Source organism: Syntrophus aciditrophicus SB (assembly GCF_000013405.1).
Classification (GTDB): domain Bacteria; phylum Desulfobacterota; class Syntrophia; order Syntrophales; family Syntrophaceae; genus Syntrophus; species Syntrophus aciditrophicus.
Genome location: NC_007759.1, coordinates 1,115,280 through 1,134,761, shown reverse-complemented (window position 1 = coordinate 1,134,761; position 19,482 = coordinate 1,115,280). Strand labels below are relative to the sequence as shown.

Sequence of the window (19,482 nt, the reverse complement as noted above, 5' to 3'; positions counted from 1 at the left end):
AGATAGCGCGGCGCATAAAACCGTTTGCCCCAGATATGCAGGGTCTTGTATAATTATTTAAAAATGTAAACTCCGCAGCGTGAAACATGGGTTTTTTCGGAAAAAATTCGTGCGGGACCGCCAAACGGGATCGGTTGAAAGATCAAGATCCGTTTTGACTGGAAAAGGAAGGGGGCTGCCATGCGATCCTATGATTTAACGGACTTTCTCACAACCTCCGCACTGCTGAACTACCAGTTGAGCGCCAAACAGTTGAACTGGGGCAGTATTATGACGGTTGTCCTGGAGGGAAAACAGATCGCTGATCACGACCAGGAGATATTGCTTAATGTGTTCGACTATCTGAGCAAAGTCTATGGGAAAATGAAAAGGGCTCTGGGGCCTTTGTCCGTTCTGCACCCTCTCAGGGCCACTGCGCTGCTGAGCCATGCATCGAAAGAAGTCGCCTTGCTGGATGTGATCACCTGCCTCCTTCACGATACTTTTGAGGATTTTAAACCCTCCCAGTTCAAGGATTCGGACTGGATCAAACTGGACAATACATTTCAGGCTTTTTTGTCGGAATTGCCTGAAGACCACCAGAAGCGTCTGAAACAACAGCTGCAATGGTTGACCAAAGAGCCTTCGGAAACCTACTATCACTATATCGGTCGTTTGCTTGATCAAGCCGGAGAGACGTCTGAGGTGGTAAGGGTCAAGCTTGCCGACCGCCTGGACAACACGTTCGACATGCGCATTGAGTTGCAGGATCCTCTGCTGGGCGTGGACTTTTTCGAAATCATCTTTCAGATGGCTTTCACCAACACTTGCAGGGGGTATCGACCGGACAGGCCTCATCAGCCCACGGTGATCATGAACGGCGCGGATCGCCTCTACCAGCTCTTTAAAAATATCGTGTTGATGTCACTCATCCGGCAGAAAAAAGCGGGAGCCGGAGATCCCGTGACGCAGGAGCTCTTTGAAGCCCTCGCAAAGGCCAGCATGAAGGAAGCGCAGAGAATTGCCCTGCATGTCTTTGGATACCATGAACCGGATGTTGCAAAGTTCCGGAAACTTCTCATGGAAACGATGGTTTATTCTCAATCGGGGGGATTTGATACGGTAACGCTTCCCAATGAAGCGTCCCGTCTGAATGGACTGCTCATGACCGTATTCGATCAACCGAAGCGCGAAGCCCGCAAGAAGCAGCTCGTGGCCTTATACAGGGACAAGGCGTTTATGATTCAGGTGGCCATCTCCTTTGTAATCATCTTTCTGAACTTCCTCAATGACCCCGATTATTTCATTCACGGCATCAGCGCCAATGGAGTTCGTCCGGAATCCTGACCCCCCTTTGATATAATCGGTTTTTTCAAAGGCGACCCGACACACATTGTCCCGGCCAGGACCGCCGACTCCCGGATGAAGCGGCCGGACCCCATGTCAAATGAAGTTATGACGAAGGCGTTTCAGACCCGGCCGTAGTCGTCTTCCAACCTTTCGATATCATCCTCGCCAAAGTACTCGCCAGTCTGAACTTCAATAAATACGGTGTTTTCCAAACCAGGATTCCAGATGCGGTGCCATGCCTGAACCGGCAGATCGACCGCCTGGCCCGAGGTCAACGCCATGTCCTGGTCGTTCAGAGTCACAACCGCCTGGCCGCTGATCATGTACCAGTGTTCGCAACGCTTGAAATGGCGCTGATAACTCAATCGCTGGCCGGGATAGACGGTGATCCGCTTGACTTTATGGTCTGGAGCATTGGAAAGAATTTCAAAAAAGCCCCAGGGCCTGTGATCCTCAAGGCCGCTCTGTTGGATAATCATTTCATAACCCCTGATGTAATCCTGCACTCTGCAGTCCGCACGGGACGCTTTTCACTAAACCGACAACATCTTACTTCCTGGCACCCTGATATACCGGCATTTATACCTCAACCGGACTCATACTTCCAGCAATTCGTCAGAATGACTGATCAATTTTAAGATAACCGGAAGAAAGTTCTTGAGCAAAGGTAAAGTATCCTCTATAAAGCAAAAAGATAACATGATCAGATATCGATCGTAAAAATATGTGATGGAATCCGAAAATTTACAGTTAGAAAAGGAATAACCAACATGTCAGACAGCAGATTCGACGTTTCATGGACCTGCCTCTTTTGCGGACAGGTTAACGTGGACAATTTTGAAGAAATATTCATGCCGTTTTGCGATGGCTGTAAAAGAGAAATTTTCTGGGAAGATATTTTAACAGACAAACAGATTGATGATTTAAACCAATTAAAAAAGTAACGGGCATGCCCTGAGTCACAACGATTCATAATGAGGACCCGGTTTCCGAGCGCCGATATCGAACCGCCGGAGAAGGGGAAATTTTATAAATTGATTTATATGTCAATCCTGTGATAGAAACCTGACATGGCAAAGGATAACAGCAAAGAAAATTCGGATCTTCTTCAAAGATTGAAGCTTCTTCTGGCTGAGAGCGACAAACGTCAAAGCATTCCTCCGGAAGAGAAAAATCAGACAAATCAGGCGTCCCTGGAAGAGGCCCTTCACGATATCCTATCTTCCCCTGAGAAGTTAAATCAGGAAAGCCGGGAAGAAGAAGTTCAGGGTATTTCAACAGGTGATCCCGAAATCCAGCAAAGCACCCCCACGGAAGAAATAAATCAGGAAAGCCGGGAAGAAACGACTCCGGAACCGTCCTCACCATCCGGAGAAATCAAGCAGGAAAACCGGGGAGAAGAAGTTCAGGATATTTCCATAAGCAGTTCCGAAATCCAGCAAAGCGCCCCCACGGAAGAAATAAATCAGGAAAGCCGGGAAGAGGCAACCCGGAATATGTCCCTGCCAACTGAAGAAAGCGATCAGGAAGGACTTCAAACAGCACCCCCGGATATCTCAGACACAGAATCCGAAATACGACAGGACGAACCCCCGGAAGAGCTAAAGAAGGAGCCCTTGGGAAAGGTTGAGCTCGACGACCAATTTAAAAATACATTAAAAGAAGGAGTGATTATGCCTCAGGTCGGAAATTATGTCGTAAATTACAAAAACATCATCGTTAAAACTTCAGACGGTTCAGTCATCACGGGAAAAACAAACATCGATGCCTTCGGCAGGTTGACTGAATATCTGAAACAAGGAACGGATAAATTCATAACGGTTTTCTCCGAAGAAGCGGGGGACAAATCCAAACAGGTGACCATCGTCAACAAGGATCATATCATCTGGGCAAATACTTGGGATTAGTTCAAGGCGAAAACGGCTTCTCCACATTCGCAGCGATAGAGCCGAGCCAGCGCATTCCCCGGCGATAAAGAGCACATTTATTTAAACACACTGTTACAGAAGGCCTGTCATTCGGACAGGCCTTTTTGTTTTCCTGATTTCCTTCGGGAATAAAACAGCAGGTATTCCTGATTTTCGCAGGCAAGAAACATTTAAAAATTTTGCTTTTATGGAGGGGTTAAATCGGCCTTTCCGGATGCGGGAGATGCTTTTTTAAAAGGGGTTGCGACAGAAGCTCAGCTTTAAAAAAAGGGTTAACGACTTTTCGTTAACCCCTTGATTTTCTTGGTAGCGGGGAGAGGATTCGAACCTCTGACCTTTGGGTTATGAGCCCAACGAGCTACCGGACTGCTCCACCCCGCGTCAGCATTAAATGAAATTGAAGGGTCTACTTAGCTCAGAAACCTGTCGGCTGTCAAGACAAATTTCTATTTTATATGATCAATGACACTGTATATATTTATTTTTCGTTCTATCCCTTTGATTTCAGTTGATGAATAAACAGGTTCAGCAGAAACGAGATCTCGCACCTGCTGATAGGTTTCTTCACAGATCAAAATCTGATTCTCTTGAGCCAATTTCTCCAACCTTGAAGCCAGGTTGACAGTCGGACCGAAAACCGTGTATTCCTTTTTGTGAGAAGAACCGAAGATGCCCGCCATGGCCTCGCCGGTGCTGATCCCGATGCCGATGTTGAAATATCGATTTCCAGGCAGATTTTCATTCACGGCTTTCATGGTCTCTTTCATGCGGATAGCGCATGACACCGCACGGTACGAATCATCATCATGGGAAAGCGGCGATCCAAAAACCCCCATGATGCTGTCGCCGATATGCTTATCCAGAGTCCCGTCGCATTCATAAACGATGTTGTCCAAGGGTTCGAAATAATTGTCGTTCATCATGTCTGCAAGTTCCTGCGCTGACATTTTCTCCGCAATTTCAGAAAACCCTCGAATATCACTGAAGAGGACGCTGACCTTCTGTCTTCGTGGCGCGATCGTACGATTTCCCTTCTGAAGTTCATTCAATATCTGCACAGAAACAAAGGATTTCAACCGTTTCTTTATGTTGTATTCACGAACCTTGGCCCGGATTTCAATATTCTCAAAAGGCTTTGTCAAAAAACCGTCGATCCCTGCATTGACGGCAGCAATGGCACTTTCCATGGTCGCGTAACCGGTCAGCATAATCCGGGTAATTTCCGAATTCATCCTGCCGATTTCGACAAGGGTCTGCAATCCGTCCATGCCCGGCATCTTGAAATCAGAAATGACCGTTTCAAGATCATGCTTCCTGTCTGCCACGATTTTCAGGGCCTCTTCTCCGGTTTCTGCCGTGATCACCTCATAACCATCCTTTGCAAGCACCTTGCGCAGAGATCGCCTGACACCCTCCTCATCATCCACAACCATCAGATAGTTCATTTTCACTCCCTGTTTCGCGGTATTTCGATATTAAATATGGTCCCCTTCCCTTTCTCGCTCTCGACCCGAATGGAGCCCTCGTGTTTTTTGATGATTTCATGAGAAATATACAATCCCAAGCCGGTCCCTTTTCCTACGGGTTTCGTAGTAAAAAAGGGGTTGAAAATTTCCTTTAACTGATCCGAAGAAATGCCCGCTCCCGTGTCGCGACACTGAACAATGACCTTGTCCGCCAGTCGGTCATATCGGGTGGTCAGAGAAATGGTTCCGCGCCGGTCCGGAAGCGCCTCGATGGCATTCTTGATCATGTTGATGAAAACCTGCCCCAGGTTGGCAAAATTTCCCTGCACGTTCGGCAGATCCTCTTCATAATTTCTTTCGATGACAATCGGATCTTTTTTGTATTGATTATGGAGGACCCGTAAGGCGTTATCGATAACAGCGGAAAGATTGACTGATTCCATATAGTTCTGGGTCTGGCGTGACAAATCAAGAAGACTCCGCACGATGTCGCGCGCACGACGCATCTCCCGGAGTGAAAAATCAAGATCATCCAGCACCTCATTGCGCAATTCGATCTTCACGTTCTCCCACGATCCGATTGTTTCCACTGTCGTCTGCGTCAAACTGTAGGCGCTGCTCAACGGGTTGTTCAGTTCATGGGCCGCCCCGGCAACGAGTTGCCCGATGGCTGCCAGACTTTCCGACCGGATGAGTTGCACCTGTGTCCTCTCTTTCTCTTCCAGGACGCGCCTCAAATCAGCGGTTCTTTCTTCAACCTTTCTTTCCAGCTCGAGATTCATCATGGATATTTTTTCATAAGCCCAGGCATGTTCCATGGCCGTAACACTCTGATTGGCAATGGTCATTAAAAGCTGCCGGTCCTCCTCAACAAAAAGCTCCCCCGATTTTCTCTGACCAAGCGCCATAACCCCCAACAACCGATTACGGGACAGAAGAGGAATTATCAGAACGGCATGAAGACGATCGAACAGCGTGATGACCTCGGTCTGGCGCTCAGGCAGGGAATGCAGTTGCCGATGGACTACGGCTTTATCCAGGGGCTCCCGACATATTTCGAGAAAATGGACGATGGGGTGATTTCTGTCAAACCCATCCTCCGAAATTTCTTCACATAGATTGCCTGCATGTTGATAAAAATAACCATTACCCGCCGCATTCAGCATGAGGAGATCGACGCGGGATAACTGCAGGACGGAAGAAGTTCTTTCCAGGAGCAGATCGCGAATCTGATCAAATTTAAGCAATGAAGCCATGTCCCTGCTGATCTCCTCCAGGAGTTTCTGGTAATCGTATTTACCCCGATAGAAAAGATTATCGATGGTCTTCTGTACCCGGTCGCGGAGAGGATTGAAAAAAAGGACGATCAGCAGGGCCATGAGGAAGGGCGGCAGAAGGGAATGCCCTCCTCCTGAGGCCAGGAAAAGGGCATTGAAGAGATAAATAAAAAAAATGTAAACAAGCGTCAGAACGCCGGTCAGGATGAAATAGCTGGTTCCCTGACGAATCATGGCTCCCATGTCAAAAAGATCGTATTTCAGGACTCCGAAAGCCAGAAATATGGCAGGCAGAAAACTGAAATTTCCCATTGGGTACATGTCGATCCCGCTGACAGGCAGAATATTCAGGGCAAGAACCAGCGCCGTTATGCCCATCCCACCGATCAGGTATTTGATTCTGTTTTTCTGATGGTTGTCGTCGGCAGACTTCAGCCCCTTCAACAGGACCACCAGACAGTAAAAAACCGTGAATCCCACTCCCGCCGAAAAGACGTGAAAAACAGGACCGGCCTTGGCGATTGTGCCAAAAGAGTAATGGTGAAAGCCTGCGATGAACAGATCCGAAGAAATGAAGAAAAGCAGCGAAAGGCTGAACAGGTAAGCGATTCCTTCGATCCATTTGCGATGCCCGATTCCGAGGAAGGAATGAACAAACCGGATATAGAGAGGAAGGCTGAAAACAAAAAGGTGGTAGGTCCAGCGGTCGATCTGCAGAGCAAGGATTTTGTCGGAAATGAGATTCACAAGGGCCACATCGGCATTCATGATGGCTCCCAGAAAGCAGATTCCTGCGAAGAGGATATTCGTCTGATTTTTCTCAGCTCTGAGAACGGCAATCAGGAAAATAAACGTTAAGACGAAAAAACCGAGGACCGGCGGCACAATCGCGCCGTAAGAAATCAACAAGGTATTCAAGTGCGCAACTCCAGCGGGAACAGGGTAAGTCCAACTCCATATCACAGCACTCCCGGTGTCGGCTTGACGTCAGTTCCTCGACAAAGGCCGACTCGTGGGCCGCGCCGGCCTTAATTTTGCCGCCTTGAGTTTCTCTCAGATCTGGAATCGGAATATGCAGCCTAATAAGATCTGGAAAATTTATTTTTAAATTTGAATCCTGATTTTTTTCTCTTTGATTTTGATGACGCAGAACAAGCTTTGCAGGATACAAGCCATCCGTTCCTGTATTATTCCCCGGTGGGGTAAAATTAAAACAGAAAGACGGCTACGGCGATGACGGTCGTGTGTCCTCCATTCTTTACAATACTGGACTGGGTAATGTTTCTCGTACTGACGATCTTTCCGCTGATTTTGAAAATCTCCTTTTTTTCATCCCAGCTTTCGTCAATATTGAAATCAATCCCGAGGGTGGAAGCCAGCATGGCCGCGGCAAGGTCCTCCGCATGATCGCCTGCCTGGCGTTCCGTTTGACCGAAAGCGTGATATTCACTGATATATCCATAGGCATTCCTGTCGGTCGGAATTGCACAGCCAATGGAAGCCGCCAGCAAACGCCTCGGCTCATTGCTGCTGCATCGACTCAAGACGCAATAGGTAATGGACCCGGCCTTCAGTTCCTTCAGCCCCATCCCCTGGGAAATGACCTTACAGCCGGGCGGCAATATGCTGGACACCTGAACCAGATTGCACTTTTCAATTCCGGCATCCCGAAGAGCCAGTTCAAATGAGTGCAGTTCTTCCTTGTGGGTCCCCACACCTTTGGTAAAAAATATTTTTTTCGGGACAAGGCTGTTCAACTGCTTTCGCTCCTTAATATATCGATGTTCTTTTGATCCCGGGCACAAACCTCCCGATCAAATTTGTGGGCGTGCTAACACATCAATCAAGATAAGTCCAGCATTATGTTCACTTCAGGTGACAAGAAAATTCATTACGAAAAAAGAAAAGTTAGGTTCCGCAACGCGCGCTTTTTTCACCTTTGAAACAATGAAACCTGAAAATTCCATCTTCATAATAGAGATAGGAAAAATGCCGGATCCAGTCCCCCAGAGTGATGGTATATTTTCTCCGCCCCCTGATTTGAAATTCTTTCAGAATCGGTTGGTGGCAATGCCCCAGGATCACAGCGTCAATCTCTCCCTGTATCTTCGCTGCAGAAAAAGCATGCAGTATTCCGGAAAGTTTTTCTTCGGAAGGCCGGGATTGGCCCTTGCTCGTGGCTGAACAGGCAGCGGCAATCTTCCACAACCAGGAAAGAGGAAGGCGGCGCTGGAGCTGATAGATCAAGCGGCTCCTCAAAAGTTTTCGAAGCCTCAGATATTGAACATTACTCCTGTCCACCGTATCGCCGTGGGAAAAAAGGACTTTACAGTCATCCAGCATGAGCGTCGTCCAGTCGGTAAAAACCTCCATCCCCAGTATCCGGGTGAAGTAATCGGAAAGGAAGAAATCATGATTGCCTTCCGCAAAATGAACGCGGACCCCCCTATCCCTGACAGCGATCAATGCCAGGATAACCGGCAGAAATTCCGGATAAACCATTTCGCCCCGGCAAAACCAGAAATCGAAAAAATCTCCCCCGATATAAAGATCATCCACGGGAATCCGCCGGCGAGCCGCAGATTCCCTCTTCAAGGGCGAATTGACATCGGAAGGATGAATGAGCAGCGAAAGAAAATTCAGCATTTTCCGATAATTCAGATCACAGCTGTTCTTCAGATGCGCATCGGCGATAAATACCGCTTTCATGAAATCCAGGATGTTCCTTCCGTCTGTTTTTTCTTTCTGTTCAATCGTTTATCTCAAGAAGGCGTTCTTCATTAGCATAAAGGACTCTTCCGAAAAAGATGAATTTTCAGAAATCCACTCCTCCGGCCGGCGATTGCGCTTCCTATGATGTTCGCTTCAGGAGATTCATCTTGACACGGATGGAAATCTTTCGTTACAGATAGCCCCGGAAAGCTTGGAACAGTTATAAGATCGGAGGAACTGAACGTGACAGGAACCTTTGCAAACACGGGGGCCATAATTGCCGGTAGTCTGGTGGGGTTAGTTCTCGGTAAACGGCTTCACGAACGATTCAAGACGATCGTCATGCAGGCGATCGGCCTCGCCGTGATTCTCCTCGGCCTGCAAATGGCCTTCACGGCAAAGGATGTTCTGATTGTCACCGCCTGCCTGCTTGCAGGAGGGATCACGGGAGAACTTCTCAAGATCGAGCAGAGGGTCGAAGCTCTGGGGGAATGGCTGAAAACCCGTTTCCGTTCCACATCCTCAACTTTTGTTCAGGGCTTTGTATCCGCTTCCCTTCTCTATGTAACCGGCGCCATGGCTATTGTCGGCTCTATACAGGATGGTACGATCGGAGATGCGAGAACGCTGTACTTCAAATCCCTTCTCGATGGCATTTCCGCCATCGCCTTCTCAGCCACCCTGGGTATCGGAGTCCTCTTTTCCGCTCTTTCCGTCTTCGTTTTCCAGGGAAGCATAACCCTGCTCGCCTCATCGCTTCTCTTTCTGCAGAAACCCGCAATTCTGACTGCCATTACAGCCACCGGGGGGGTGATCATCATGGCCATCGGTACCAACATCCTGGAGATGACCAGAATCCGCATCGGCAACTTTATTCCCGCCCTGTTCTACGCCGTTTTGTGGGCGTACTTTTTTATCTCTTAGAATACCCCCTCCATTTTCTTTCAAAATCATCAGAACCTGGCTCAATCAATACGCCAATCTTTAATCTGCATGTAATCAATATACAGTTACAATGTATCTATATGTTATATTTTATTGACTTTTTTAAGAACTTATGAAAAAAGGCACACATTTAAAAATCAATTGATGCCTCATACCCCGTCGCAGTGAAATGTTTATGTTTTATCCCGTTAATCCTTATCAAAACAAAATAATAATTTCTTCTTTTTGCGGCAATGATTTCCTGTTTACCCTCGCACAATTGAAGCATATCGTCTGCTATGCTTTTTAAATCAGGTTGTTTCATCAGCACGAGTTGTCTGATGTTTTGATTTTGGAAGTTACATAACGTAAAGGAGACAGTGGAAGATGATTACAGTACAGGATATCGAAAATGTAATTGCGGCAAGAGGCAATGCCCGCGAGCATCTCATGGCAATACTCCGAGATCTGGAAAACCTTTCCGGCCGGAATGTGCTGGATGTTTCCGTTCTGAACACACTGGCCATGAAGATGGATCTGCCGCAAAGCGCCATTTCGGGATTCACCAGTTTCTACACGATGTTCAGCACTGAACCCCGCGCCAAATTTATTATCCGGGTCTGCAAATCGGGACCCTGTCATGTCATGGGAGCCCGTACAATCTTTGATGTCATTGAAAATCATCTGGGCATCAGGGCGGGAGAAACCACCGCGGACGGCCTTTTCCATCTTGAAGAGTGTGAATGTCTCGGGCTCTGTTCTGCAGCTCCGGCCATGATGGTCAATTATGATATGCATGGAAACCTGTCGGAAAGCAATATCAAGGAAATCCTGGACAGTTACTCGGCCAGGGAACCCGCCTTTAAGGCGGAATACGGCCCCGGGATTGAAGGTCGGGCGGTTATCATCAACAACAGCCAGCAGACCAGACGCCTTCTGGAAAACGTCGGCAAGGTGGATCCCGCCAGCATCGAAAGCTATCTCCAGAACGGCGGTTACGAAGCGGCCCGCAAGGCTTTTGCCGAATACTCACCCGAGCAGGTCATCGGCATCGTCAAGGATTCCGGCCTCAGAGGCCGCGGCGGCGCCGGGTTCCCCGTAGGAGTGAAATGGTCCTTTGTCCCGAAAGGAGAGATGCAGAAATACGTGATCTGCAACGCCGACGAAGGCGAACCGGGAACATTCAAGGACCGCGTTCTGATGGAAGAAAATCCCCAGCAGTTAATCGAGGGCATGCTTCTGTGCGGGTATGCCATCGGCGCGACGCTGGGCTACATTTACGTAAGAGGTGAATACCGGCGCTCCATCGAACGTCTGCAGTCAGCCATCGACCAGGCCCGGGCAAAAGGGTTCCTCGGGAAAAAGATCTTCGGTTCGAACTTCGATTTCGACATCTTTGTCAAGGAAGGCGGCGGAGCTTATGTGTGCGGCGAGGAAACCTCCCTGATCAACTCCATGGAAGGGAAAAGGGGCTATCCGCGCGTGCGTCCCCCATTCCCAGCGGCCGCCGGATTCATGGGAATGCCCTCCAACGTGAACAACGTCGAAACCCTCTCCTCCATTCCAATGATCGTCGCCAGAGGCGCCGACTGGTTTAAATCTGTAGGGACGGCAACCTGTGCCGGAACAAAATTGTATTGCCTCTCCGGCAAGGTCAACCAGACGGGCCTTGTGGAACTCCCCATGGGCGCGACTCTGCGGCAGATGATCGATACCTTCGGCGGCGGCATGAAGAGTGGTTCGTCCTTCAAATTCGCCCAGGTTGGCGGGGCAGCCGGCGGCATCCTGGGTGCGGATCTGATGGATCTCCCTCTGGATATCGATTCCACCATCAAGGCAGGGGTCACCCTCGGCTCCGGCGTCGTTCTGGTCTGTGATCAGGAAACCTGCGCCGTCGACTTCCTGCTCAATGTACTGAACTTCTTTGAACATGAATCCTGCGGCCAGTGCATTCCCTGCAAACTGGGCACTTCCCAGCTCCACTATGTGGCCCAGAAATTCGCTATGAGAGAGGCCGAAGAAAAAGACATCCAATTGATGATCGACACCGCAAAGATGATGAAACTGGCTTCATTGTGCGCCCTCGGTCAGTCTCCGATTCTGCCTATTGAAACGATGATCCGTAATTTCCGGGAAGAATTCGTCAAACACTGTGATCCTGATTACGAATGTCCCCAGTGCGATGCGTCTCTGCAAGCCTATTATTTATAAAAAATAACGGCATCCGAAAGCAGAAGGCCAAACTGGATATCAACTGAACAATAATTTTCCGAGCTGTGCTCGTTTCGTTGAAACAGAAATAACCAATGGAGGAACATATGTCTTCAATAAACCTGACGGTAAACAATATCGATGTAGAAGTAGAAGCCGGCGCCACCCTGTATCAGGCGGCACAGAAGGCAGGCGTCAACATTCCCACGCTTTGCGCCTGGTTCGACAAGGATCACACCCCGGGAGCCTGCAGGGTCTGCGTGGTCGAAGTGGAAGGCATGCCGAGCCTGGCCGCGTCCTGTGCCTATCCCGCGCAGAACGGCATGAAGGTTTTTACCAATTCGGACAAAGTTCGACAGGCACGAAAAATGATTGTCGAACTGATCCTGGCCAGCCATCCTCAGGAGTGCAATTTCTGTGTCCGTAACGGAAACTGTGAGCTGCAGAAAGTCGCTGAAATGGTCGGCGTCAAGAATATCCGTTACGATTCGGAAGAATTCGACAGAGACCGCGAACTGGACACTTCCAGCCCGGCGATCGTGCGCGACAGCAGCAAATGCATCAACTGCCGCCGGTGCGTCACCGTCTGCGAATCCATTCAGACCGTGGCCGCTCTGAGCCCCATGAACCGTGGTTATGAATCCACGGTTTCTCCTGCTTTCAATCTGCCTCTGAACGAAACCAACTGCGTCAATTGCGGTCAGTGTGTCATGGCCTGCCCGGTGGGCGCGCTTTATGAGAAGGATCAGGTGGACGAAGTATGGAAAGCCCTTCAGGATCCGACCAGGCATGTCGTCGTCCAGGAAGCGCCGGCCATCCGCGCCGCCCTGGGTGAGGAATTTGGAATGCCTCCCGGCTCCCTGGTCACCGGGAAAATGATCGCCGCACTCCGTCGCCTGGGATTCGACAAGGTTTTTGATACTAACTTTACCGCCGACCTCACCATCATCGAGGAGGGGAACGAGCTCCTGAAGCGGGTCAAGGAAGGAGGCACCCTTCCCATGATCACTTCCTGCAGCCCCGGCTGGATCAAGTTCTGCGAACACTTCTATCCGGATCTTCTGGGACATCTGTCCACCTGCAAATCACCCCAGCAGATGTTCGGCGCCCTGGCAAAAACCTATTATGCCCAGGTTTCCGGAATCGATCCCGCAAACATTTTCTCCGTGTCCATCATGCCCTGCACGGCCAAGAAATACGAGGCACAGAGGCCGGAGATGAAGAGCAGCGGATATCAGGATGTGGACGTCGTGCTGACGACTCGCGAGCTGGCCCGGATGATCAAGGAGGCCGGCATCGATTTCGTCAATCTGCCCGATGAAAAATATGACGATCCCATGGGCGAATACACCGGCGCGGCCACGATATTCGGCGCGACAGGCGGCGTGATGGAAGCCGCACTGCGCACCGTTTACGCCGTCGTTACCGGAGAAGAGCTCAGCGATCTGAATATTATGCCTGTCCGCGGTCTTGAAGGAGTCAAGGCGGCAGCCGTTCCCGTCGGCGCCCTGGGTGACGTCAAGGTCGCCGTCGCTCACGGACTGGGAAATGCCCGCAAGCTCCTCGATGAAATAAGGGCCGGCAAGTCGGAATATGCCTTCATCGAAGTCATGTGCTGTCCTGGCGGCTGCGTTGCCGGCGGCGGTGAGCCCATCCCGACGACGGATGAAATCCGCATGTTGCGGGCGGGAGCCCTCTATCGGGATGACGGTGAAGTGCAGCAATACCGTCAGTCCCATCAGAGCCCTCCCGTCAAGGCGGTTTACGAGAAATTCCTCAAGGAACCGCTGGGACACAAATCCCATGAGCTCCTGCACACCCATTATGTCCAGCGGGGTCAGTCGTTGCCGCATCTGGACGCATCGCCGGCCGGTGAAAAGGAAACCGTTGAGGCGATGTGTGAAAAGGACTGAGAACCGGCTATGATTTTCATGCCGGGAGAGCAGTCCGCGAGGCGCTTTGATCCTATCCCTCGTTACTGAAACAGTCATTTAACCAATAACATAGGGGGCAGACCTTATCGGCCTGCCCCCTGCTTTTGGATGCAGCAGCAATACGATTTTTATGGTGAAGAAATGCTTTTCTCTTTTTCCGCCATTGCTGTATCCCCTTTCTTTTGATACAGGTCAGGTTATTTTATACCAAGTCGTCTTCATTCTGCTGACTGTGCCGGCTTCGTCGTCGACACCTCGACGGATTATCGGTACGGCTGCATCGCCTTCTTCCTGCTTCCCTGTGATCTTGGATGCAGGCAATCTTGGTATCAAGGATCAATGAATATGGATGCCACACCTAAGGGAAACCGCCTGCACATAGCCCTCCTGGGGCGCACCAACGTCGGTAAATCCAGCATCTTGAACATGATTACCGGTCAGGATATCGCCATTACTTCTCCTGTGGCGGGAACCACGACGGATGTCGTGGAAAAGGCCATGGAACTTCTGCCCCTGGGACCCGTTCTCTTTCTCGATACGGCGGGACTGGATGACGTCTCGAAACTTTCCTCACTGCGACTGAAAAAAACGGAGAAGATTTTTGACCGTGCGGATGTCGCCATTCTGGTCACGGAGCCAGACTTCTGGGGAACTTATGAAGAAGAAGTCCTGGCTGAAATGAACAGACGGAAGACCCCCGTCATCGTGGCTATCAACAAAATCGATCTCCATCGTCCATCAGGACAATTCCTTCGCGACGTGCAGGCAAAAACGCTTCACATCATACCCGTATCCACTATCGATGCCCAAAAGCGCGATTCCTTTCTGGACATCCTGAAGCGGCAGCTTCTGGAAATCGTCCCCAACGATTTCGTGCAGCCTCCGCCCCTGGTGGGAGATCTTATGCCTCCCGGAGGGCTTGCCGTTCTGGTTGTTCCCATTGATTTGCAGGCACCGAAAGGCCGTCTGATCCTTCCCCAGGTTCAGACGATCCGCGATGCGCTGGACAACGACGCAGCCGTCGTTATCGTCAAGGATAGAGAACTGCCGGCCACCCTGTCCCTGCTGAAACGGACGCCGGATGTCGTTGTCTGCGATTCTCAGGCTGTTCTCAAGGTTTCCGCCGATGTGTCCCCGGAAATCCCCCTGACCACCTTTTCCATCCTTTTCGCACGCCAGAAAGGGGATCTCGTCACGGCAGCCGAGGGGGCTGCGCACATTGAAGCCCTGCAATCCGGGGATCGGGTGCTCATTGCCGAGGCCTGTTCCCATCACCCTCTGCAGGATGACATCGGTCGGGTAAAGATCCCCCGCTGGCTGAAGCAGTATGTGGGAGGAGACATTCAAACGGACGTTTCCGCAGGAAGGAATTATCCGGATAACCTCCAGGATTACAAACTGATCATCCACTGCGGCGCCTGCATGCTGACTCGGCGGGAAATGCTCAGCCGGATGCAGCAGGCCCGGGAAGCCGGTGTCCCGATCACCAACTATGGTCTGGCGATTTCCTTCACCCAAGGCATTGTTCGCCGGACCCTCTCCCCCTTTCCTTCCGCTCTTCTCGCCTTCGACCGGAAGATGAAAGAGCATCAGTTGCAGTAACACGGCGACTTGCTGATCGAAATCCCTTTCCATAAACATCCCCCAAATCACGTCAACATAAACCTTCAAGACGTTCTCCTCATTCAGCGACCAAGGCCTTTTTGGTACGATTTGCGATAAAGCAAATTTATCGAGCTTGTTCAGAAGGCAGCCGTTCCAGTCTGCCTTATATCCTCGTGTTGGGACGACCGTTCACCCCTATCCCTTTAACCAGGCTGTGCTGCGCGATATCCCATGGCACCTCTATTGCTTGAACACATCAGACATCCCAGGATAATGGAATGAGGAAGGGCGAGGATTATGGAAAAAATTCTGTTGGTGGATGATGAACAATTTGTACTGGATGGATTGAAGCGCCAGCTTCGCAGGAAGTATGCTATCCACACGGCGGACGGTGGGGAAAAGGGTCTGCAGCTGATTCAGTCGGACGGTCCCTTTGCTGTGGTTGTATCAGACATGCGCATGCCGGAAATGAATGGAATTGAATTTCTGACCCAGGTCCGCCGTGTCGCTCCGGATAGCATCCGCATCATGCTTACCGGGTACGCGGACCAGAAGACCGCCATCAATGCCATCAACGAGGGGGCAATTTTCCGCTTCCTCACTAAACCCTGCTCCCTGGAAAATTTAACGGTTGCTCTCGACGCGGCACTGGATCAGTATCGTCTGATTACGGCAGAAAAGGAACTGCTTGAAAAAACACTCAAAGGCAGCATCAAGGTCCTTGTAGACATTCTGTCCCTGTCCGCCCCCGCCGCTTTCAGCCAAGCCACGCGCCTGAGGAAATACGCAGCCCAGATCGTCGCCAGGCTGGAGTTTCCCGACTCGTGGCAGTACGAAATCGCCGCGTTGCTGTCTTCCATCGGATTTGTCAATATCCCGCCCGAAACAATCACGAAACATCTTATCGGGGAGAAGCTGACGGGTCGTGAACAGGAAATGATCGACGCCGTACCTGAAACGGCGGGAATGCTGCTGGCCAACATCCCCCGCCTGTCTGCGGTCGCATTGATGATCAACCGGCAGAACACCCCCTGTTCCGAGCCCACGGCTTTCAAAAACGGCGATTTCCACGAAGCTGTTCGCATCGGGGCAAATCTTCTCAAGGTGCTTACGGACTTTGACATCCTCCTGATCCGAAATTATGAGCCGGAAGAAGCCATCAGGATCATGTCAGAACGGATCGGCCTTTATGATCGCACCCTGCTGAATATGCTTGCCATTCTGGATTTACCCCGGAGAGATCAGGGAGTCCGCAACATCCGGATCGATGACCTCCGCGAGGGCATGATCATCGATGCGGACATTCGGAATACACATGGGATATTGGTTGTCCCTAAAGGATATGAAGTCAACGAATCTACATGCCAGCGTCTCAAGAATTTTCTTATCCGCCAGACGGGAGCGGAAACCGTCCGTGTCCTGATGCCCGTTTACGCAGAAGAAGAGAGTCAATAAATGTCTGATATTCCGAACAAGCCTTCCTTTGAACTGGAAGCGGAACTCTTCATGCAGAATTCCAGGGGATGGGAAACGATATTTGACACCCTCTCGGAGCTGACTTTAGTCACGGATGCCGGAAAAAGAGTGGTTCGCTGCAACCGTGCCGTCATCGTCCGGCTGGGCATGTCCTATCGGAAGATTATCGGGCAACCCATTAATGTCCTTTTCTTCGGCAGCGAACTCCCTGAAGTCGATCCTTTTGCCGAAGGTGTCCGTGAAGTCCACATCCCTGGAATTTCTGGAGATTTTCTCATCACCAGCAATCCCATCGGCGGAGGCTTGCTCCCCCAGGGAATGGTCCACGTTATGATGGATATCACCGAGAGGAAAAGAGCGGAAGAGATGGTCAGGGAACGGGAATCGATCTATCGTATCCTTGCCGAACATTCCTACGCCGGGGTTTATGTGGTTCAGGACGGCAGATTTCGTTTCATCAACAGCAACGCCGCATCCTATGGGGGCTACACCCGGACAGAGCTGCTGGGCCGGAGCACGGACATACTGGTTCATCCCCGGGACAAGGAAGAGGAAAATAAAAATGCCGGGGACATGCTGAAAGGCAAGAGAACGACCCCTTACGAGTTCAGGATCGTGACCAAGGATGGTGAGATACGGTGGATTATGGAAACCGTCACCTCTATCACATATGAAGGAAAGCCGGCAATCCTGGGAAATTCCATGGATATCACGGAAAAGCGACAGAGGGAGATGCATGATTTTCAATCCCAGAAGCTGGAATCGGTGGGTCTGCTGGCGGCGGGAATCGCCCACGAGATCAATACCCCCATTCAGTTTGTCGGCGACAACATTCATTTTATGAACGACGCCTTCCAGGATATTTTCCCCCTCCTTGCACTGCATGATGATTTTAAAAGCCTGGATACGGCGAATCCTGCCGAGTGTGCCGCCCTGCGAAACCGGATTCTTGAAAAAGCGGATGCCATGGATCTGGATTATCTCCGGGAGGAAATCCCCCATGCCATTGAACAGGCACTCGACGGGATTCAGCGGATGAGCCATATCGTCCAGGCTATGCGAGAGTTCTCCCATCCCGGAGGAGCGGAAAAGACGAATTTTGACCTCAACAAGGCTATCGAATCCACGATCATTTTAACTCGAAACGAATGGAAATATACCACGGAACTGACGACTTCGCTCGCCCAGGATCTGCCCCCGGTAAGAGGATATCCCGCAGACTTGAATCAGGTAATCCTGAACCTGCTCATCAATGCGGCTCACGCCATCCAGGCCAGATTGCAGAATGAGCCGGACGTAAAAGGTGAAATCGAAGTGTCAACGCACAGAACCGGCGATAAAGTGGAGGTCTGCATCCGCGACACGGGGACAGGGATTCCCCCTGAGATCCAGTCGAAAATCTTCGACCCGTTTTTTACGACCAAGGAGGTGGGAAAGGGTACGGGACAGGGGCTGGCCATCGCCCGTAATATCATCGTGCGCAAACACGGCGGCCGGATCTATTTTGAATCACAGGTCGGAAAGGGAACCACGTTCCATATTCGCCTCCCCCTGGAAGGATATTAATTTCAAACGCATGACTCCGGCGGTACCACATATGCTGATTTTTCTGCAGAATCAGCGCTTTGATGTTCAGGGACAATTCTGCTTTGCCTGCCTTTCAATCCCCTTCTCCCGTCGCTCCCTGATTAAAACCCTCCGGGGTAAAACCCCACCTGTTCAGCTATTCCTCAACTGTCCGGATGAACATATCCATGGCAAGACTTTGTTTGATCAACATTTTAAACGCATCTCGCATCCCCAGGGCAAAAGGAAGCTTCATCCAAGCCGGGATTTTATCGATCAAAGACCGCTTAAGCTGATTCTCCTCCTCTGTCGCACGTGTTCGTTTATCTCCCGGTCATCGGCCTCGCCTCCAAGCATGATAGCTTTGCTGCCCCTCTCCCCCTGAAGTCGCTTTACCGAATTTTACCGGCTCGGCCGATGCTTATGCCAGTCCTTCCGCCAAGACCTTGTTCCTTATCCTCTGTCTGCGAAGACGAATAACTTGCGTCCTGAATCTCAAACTGCCATATTTCAGTGCCGTGACAATAAGCTTCGGCGTATAACGCCAGCCGCTTGAACGACTTGTTATATGGGCTGTCCAACCTACTTCGACAAAATTGAGTTTATATATTCTTTCAAAGCCACTGCATTATTATGATCTGATTCTTTGGCCGCAAATAGAAGAGTTACTTCGCTCTTTTTGACATAACTCAGCAGCTCATTTACGGCTTCCGTGTCAGCCTCAAGTTCAGCGAAATACCTTTTCTTGAACTCCGGCCACTTTTTAACATCATGCTGAAACCATTTACGAAGCTCATTGGAAGGCGCTGTAGATTTGAGCCAGACATCGATCTTTGCTTCCTCTTTCGAGATCCCTCTCGGCCAAAGCCTATCTACCAATATCCTCAAACCATCTTTCGGATTTGGCTGATCATAAACGCGTTTGATAAATATTTTCATAATTCAACAAAATTAATCACGATAGGATAGTGTCAAGGCAGTTCACTGATTTTGCCTTAATAACCTCTATAAGTCAATCCAAGGACGCTGGAATTCTTAATCAAAGCGGGGACAA

General features: G+C 50.3%; 15 protein-coding genes and 1 tRNA gene. 9 read left to right on the top strand and 7 right to left on the bottom strand.

What is annotated here, in order from left to right; genetic code table 11:
- Positions 1-180 precede the first annotated feature (180 nt).
- Positions 181-1,326 (top strand): HD domain-containing protein, encoded by a 1,146-nt coding sequence (locus SYN_RS05230; RefSeq protein ID WP_011417016.1) that lies wholly within the window; start codon positions 181-183, stop codon positions 1,324-1,326.
- 122 nt (positions 1,327-1,448) lie between these two features.
- Here SYN_RS05230 and SYN_RS05225 read toward each other — a convergent pair whose 3' ends face one another.
- Positions 1,449-1,808, bottom strand: a complete 360-nt coding sequence (locus SYN_RS05225) for a phosphomannose isomerase type II C-terminal cupin domain (RefSeq protein WP_083756446.1) — start codon at positions 1,806-1,808, stop codon at positions 1,449-1,451.
- Positions 1,809-2,099: 291 nt separating this feature from the next.
- Between SYN_RS05225 and SYN_RS16215 the strand changes: the two genes are divergently transcribed.
- Both SYN_RS16215 and SYN_RS05220 read left to right on the top strand, forming a co-directional pair.
- Positions 2,100-2,273: a hypothetical protein gene (locus SYN_RS16215; RefSeq protein ID WP_158302926.1), complete on the top strand. Its 174-nt coding sequence runs from the start codon at positions 2,100-2,102 to the stop codon at positions 2,271-2,273.
- 126 nt (positions 2,274-2,399) lie between these two features.
- Positions 2,400-3,236: a DUF6812 domain-containing protein gene (locus SYN_RS05220; RefSeq protein ID WP_011417013.1), complete on the top strand. Its 837-nt coding sequence runs from the start codon at positions 2,400-2,402 to the stop codon at positions 3,234-3,236.
- A 325-nt stretch (positions 3,237-3,561) separates the two neighbouring features.
- Here the strand turns inward: SYN_RS05220 and SYN_RS05215 are convergent.
- The 5 genes from SYN_RS05215 to SYN_RS05195 all read right to left on the bottom strand — a co-directional run bounded on the left by SYN_RS05215 (position 3,562) and on the right by SYN_RS05195 (position 8,709).
- Positions 3,562-3,638, bottom strand: a tRNA-Met gene (locus tag SYN_RS05215).
- A gap of 65 nt (positions 3,639-3,703) precedes the next feature.
- Positions 3,704-4,702: an adenylate/guanylate cyclase domain-containing protein gene (locus SYN_RS05210; protein ID WP_041584761.1), complete on the bottom strand. Its 999-nt coding sequence runs from the start codon at positions 4,700-4,702 to the stop codon at positions 3,704-3,706.
- A gap of 2 nt (positions 4,703-4,704) precedes the next feature.
- Positions 4,705-6,918: a sensor histidine kinase gene (locus SYN_RS05205; RefSeq protein WP_041584760.1), complete on the bottom strand. Its 2,214-nt coding sequence runs from the start codon at positions 6,916-6,918 to the stop codon at positions 4,705-4,707.
- A gap of 290 nt (positions 6,919-7,208) precedes the next feature.
- Positions 7,209-7,757 (bottom strand): pyruvoyl-dependent arginine decarboxylase, encoded by a 549-nt coding sequence (locus SYN_RS05200; protein ID WP_041584759.1) that lies wholly within the window; start codon positions 7,755-7,757, stop codon positions 7,209-7,211.
- Between the two features lie 151 nt (positions 7,758-7,908).
- Positions 7,909-8,709: a UDP-2,3-diacylglucosamine diphosphatase gene (locus tag SYN_RS05195; protein ID WP_011417008.1), complete on the bottom strand. Its 801-nt coding sequence runs from the start codon at positions 8,707-8,709 to the stop codon at positions 7,909-7,911.
- Positions 8,710-8,955: 246 nt separating this feature from the next.
- Between SYN_RS05195 and SYN_RS05190 the strand changes: the two genes are divergently transcribed.
- The 6 genes from SYN_RS05190 to SYN_RS05165 all read left to right on the top strand — a co-directional run bounded on the left by SYN_RS05190 (position 8,956) and on the right by SYN_RS05165 (position 18,428).
- Entirely contained in the window at positions 8,956-9,636 is a 681-nt protein-coding gene (locus SYN_RS05190) for a DUF554 domain-containing protein (RefSeq protein WP_011417007.1), read from the top strand.
- Between the two features lie 387 nt (positions 9,637-10,023).
- Positions 10,024-11,847, top strand: a complete 1,824-nt coding sequence (gene nuoF, locus SYN_RS05185; RefSeq protein ID WP_011417005.1) for an NADH-quinone oxidoreductase subunit NuoF — start codon at positions 10,024-10,026, stop codon at positions 11,845-11,847.
- A 107-nt stretch (positions 11,848-11,954) separates the two neighbouring features.
- Positions 11,955-13,760, top strand: coding sequence for an NADH-dependent [FeFe] hydrogenase, group A6 (locus tag SYN_RS05180; protein ID WP_049749907.1), 1,806 nt, complete (start codon positions 11,955-11,957; stop codon positions 13,758-13,760).
- Between the two features lie 366 nt (positions 13,761-14,126).
- Positions 14,127-15,383: a [FeFe] hydrogenase H-cluster maturation GTPase HydF gene (gene hydF, locus SYN_RS05175; RefSeq protein ID WP_041584758.1), complete on the top strand. Its 1,257-nt coding sequence runs from the start codon at positions 14,127-14,129 to the stop codon at positions 15,381-15,383.
- Between the two features lie 300 nt (positions 15,384-15,683).
- The gene (locus SYN_RS05170) at positions 15,684-16,841 is read left to right on the top strand and encodes an HD domain-containing phosphohydrolase (RefSeq protein ID WP_011417001.1); all 1,158 of its coding nucleotides are present in this window, start codon (positions 15,684-15,686) and stop codon (positions 16,839-16,841) included.
- Positions 16,842-18,428: a PAS domain-containing sensor histidine kinase gene (locus SYN_RS05165; protein ID WP_011417000.1), complete on the top strand. Its 1,587-nt coding sequence runs from the start codon at positions 16,842-16,844 to the stop codon at positions 18,426-18,428.
- A gap of 582 nt (positions 18,429-19,010) precedes the next feature.
- Here SYN_RS05165 and SYN_RS05155 read toward each other — a convergent pair.
- The gene (locus tag SYN_RS05155; RefSeq protein WP_011416998.1) at positions 19,011-19,367 is read right to left on the bottom strand and encodes a DUF488 domain-containing protein; all 357 of its coding nucleotides are present in this window, start codon (positions 19,365-19,367) and stop codon (positions 19,011-19,013) included.
- Positions 19,368-19,482: the final 115 nt, after the last annotated feature.

Coding starts and splice junctions, on each gene's coding strand:
- SYN_RS05170 (WP_011417001.1), top strand. CDS start 15,684: ATGGAAAAAATTCTGTTGGTGGATGATGAACAATTTGTACTGGATGGA.
- SYN_RS05230 (WP_011417016.1), top strand. CDS start 181: ATGCGATCCTATGATTTAACGGACTTTCTCACAACCTCCGCACTGCTG.
- SYN_RS05155 (WP_011416998.1), bottom strand. CDS start 19,367: ATGAAAATATTTATCAAACGCGTTTATGATCAGCCAAATCCGAAAGAT.
- SYN_RS05180 (WP_049749907.1), top strand. CDS start 11,955: ATGTCTTCAATAAACCTGACGGTAAACAATATCGATGTAGAAGTAGAA.
- SYN_RS05225 (WP_083756446.1), bottom strand. CDS start 1,808: ATGATTATCCAACAGAGCGGCCTTGAGGATCACAGGCCCTGGGGCTTT.
- SYN_RS05210 (WP_041584761.1), bottom strand. CDS start 4,702: ATGAACTATCTGATGGTTGTGGATGATGAGGAGGGTGTCAGGCGATCT.
- nuoF (WP_011417005.1), top strand. CDS start 10,024: ATGATTACAGTACAGGATATCGAAAATGTAATTGCGGCAAGAGGCAAT.
- SYN_RS05220 (WP_011417013.1), top strand. CDS start 2,400: ATGGCAAAGGATAACAGCAAAGAAAATTCGGATCTTCTTCAAAGATTG.
- SYN_RS05195 (WP_011417008.1), bottom strand. CDS start 8,709: ATGAAAGCGGTATTTATCGCCGATGCGCATCTGAAGAACAGCTGTGAT.
- SYN_RS05165 (WP_011417000.1), top strand. CDS start 16,842: ATGTCTGATATTCCGAACAAGCCTTCCTTTGAACTGGAAGCGGAACTC.
- SYN_RS16215 (WP_158302926.1), top strand. CDS start 2,100: ATGTCAGACAGCAGATTCGACGTTTCATGGACCTGCCTCTTTTGCGGA.
- hydF (WP_041584758.1), top strand. CDS start 14,127: ATGGATGCCACACCTAAGGGAAACCGCCTGCACATAGCCCTCCTGGGG.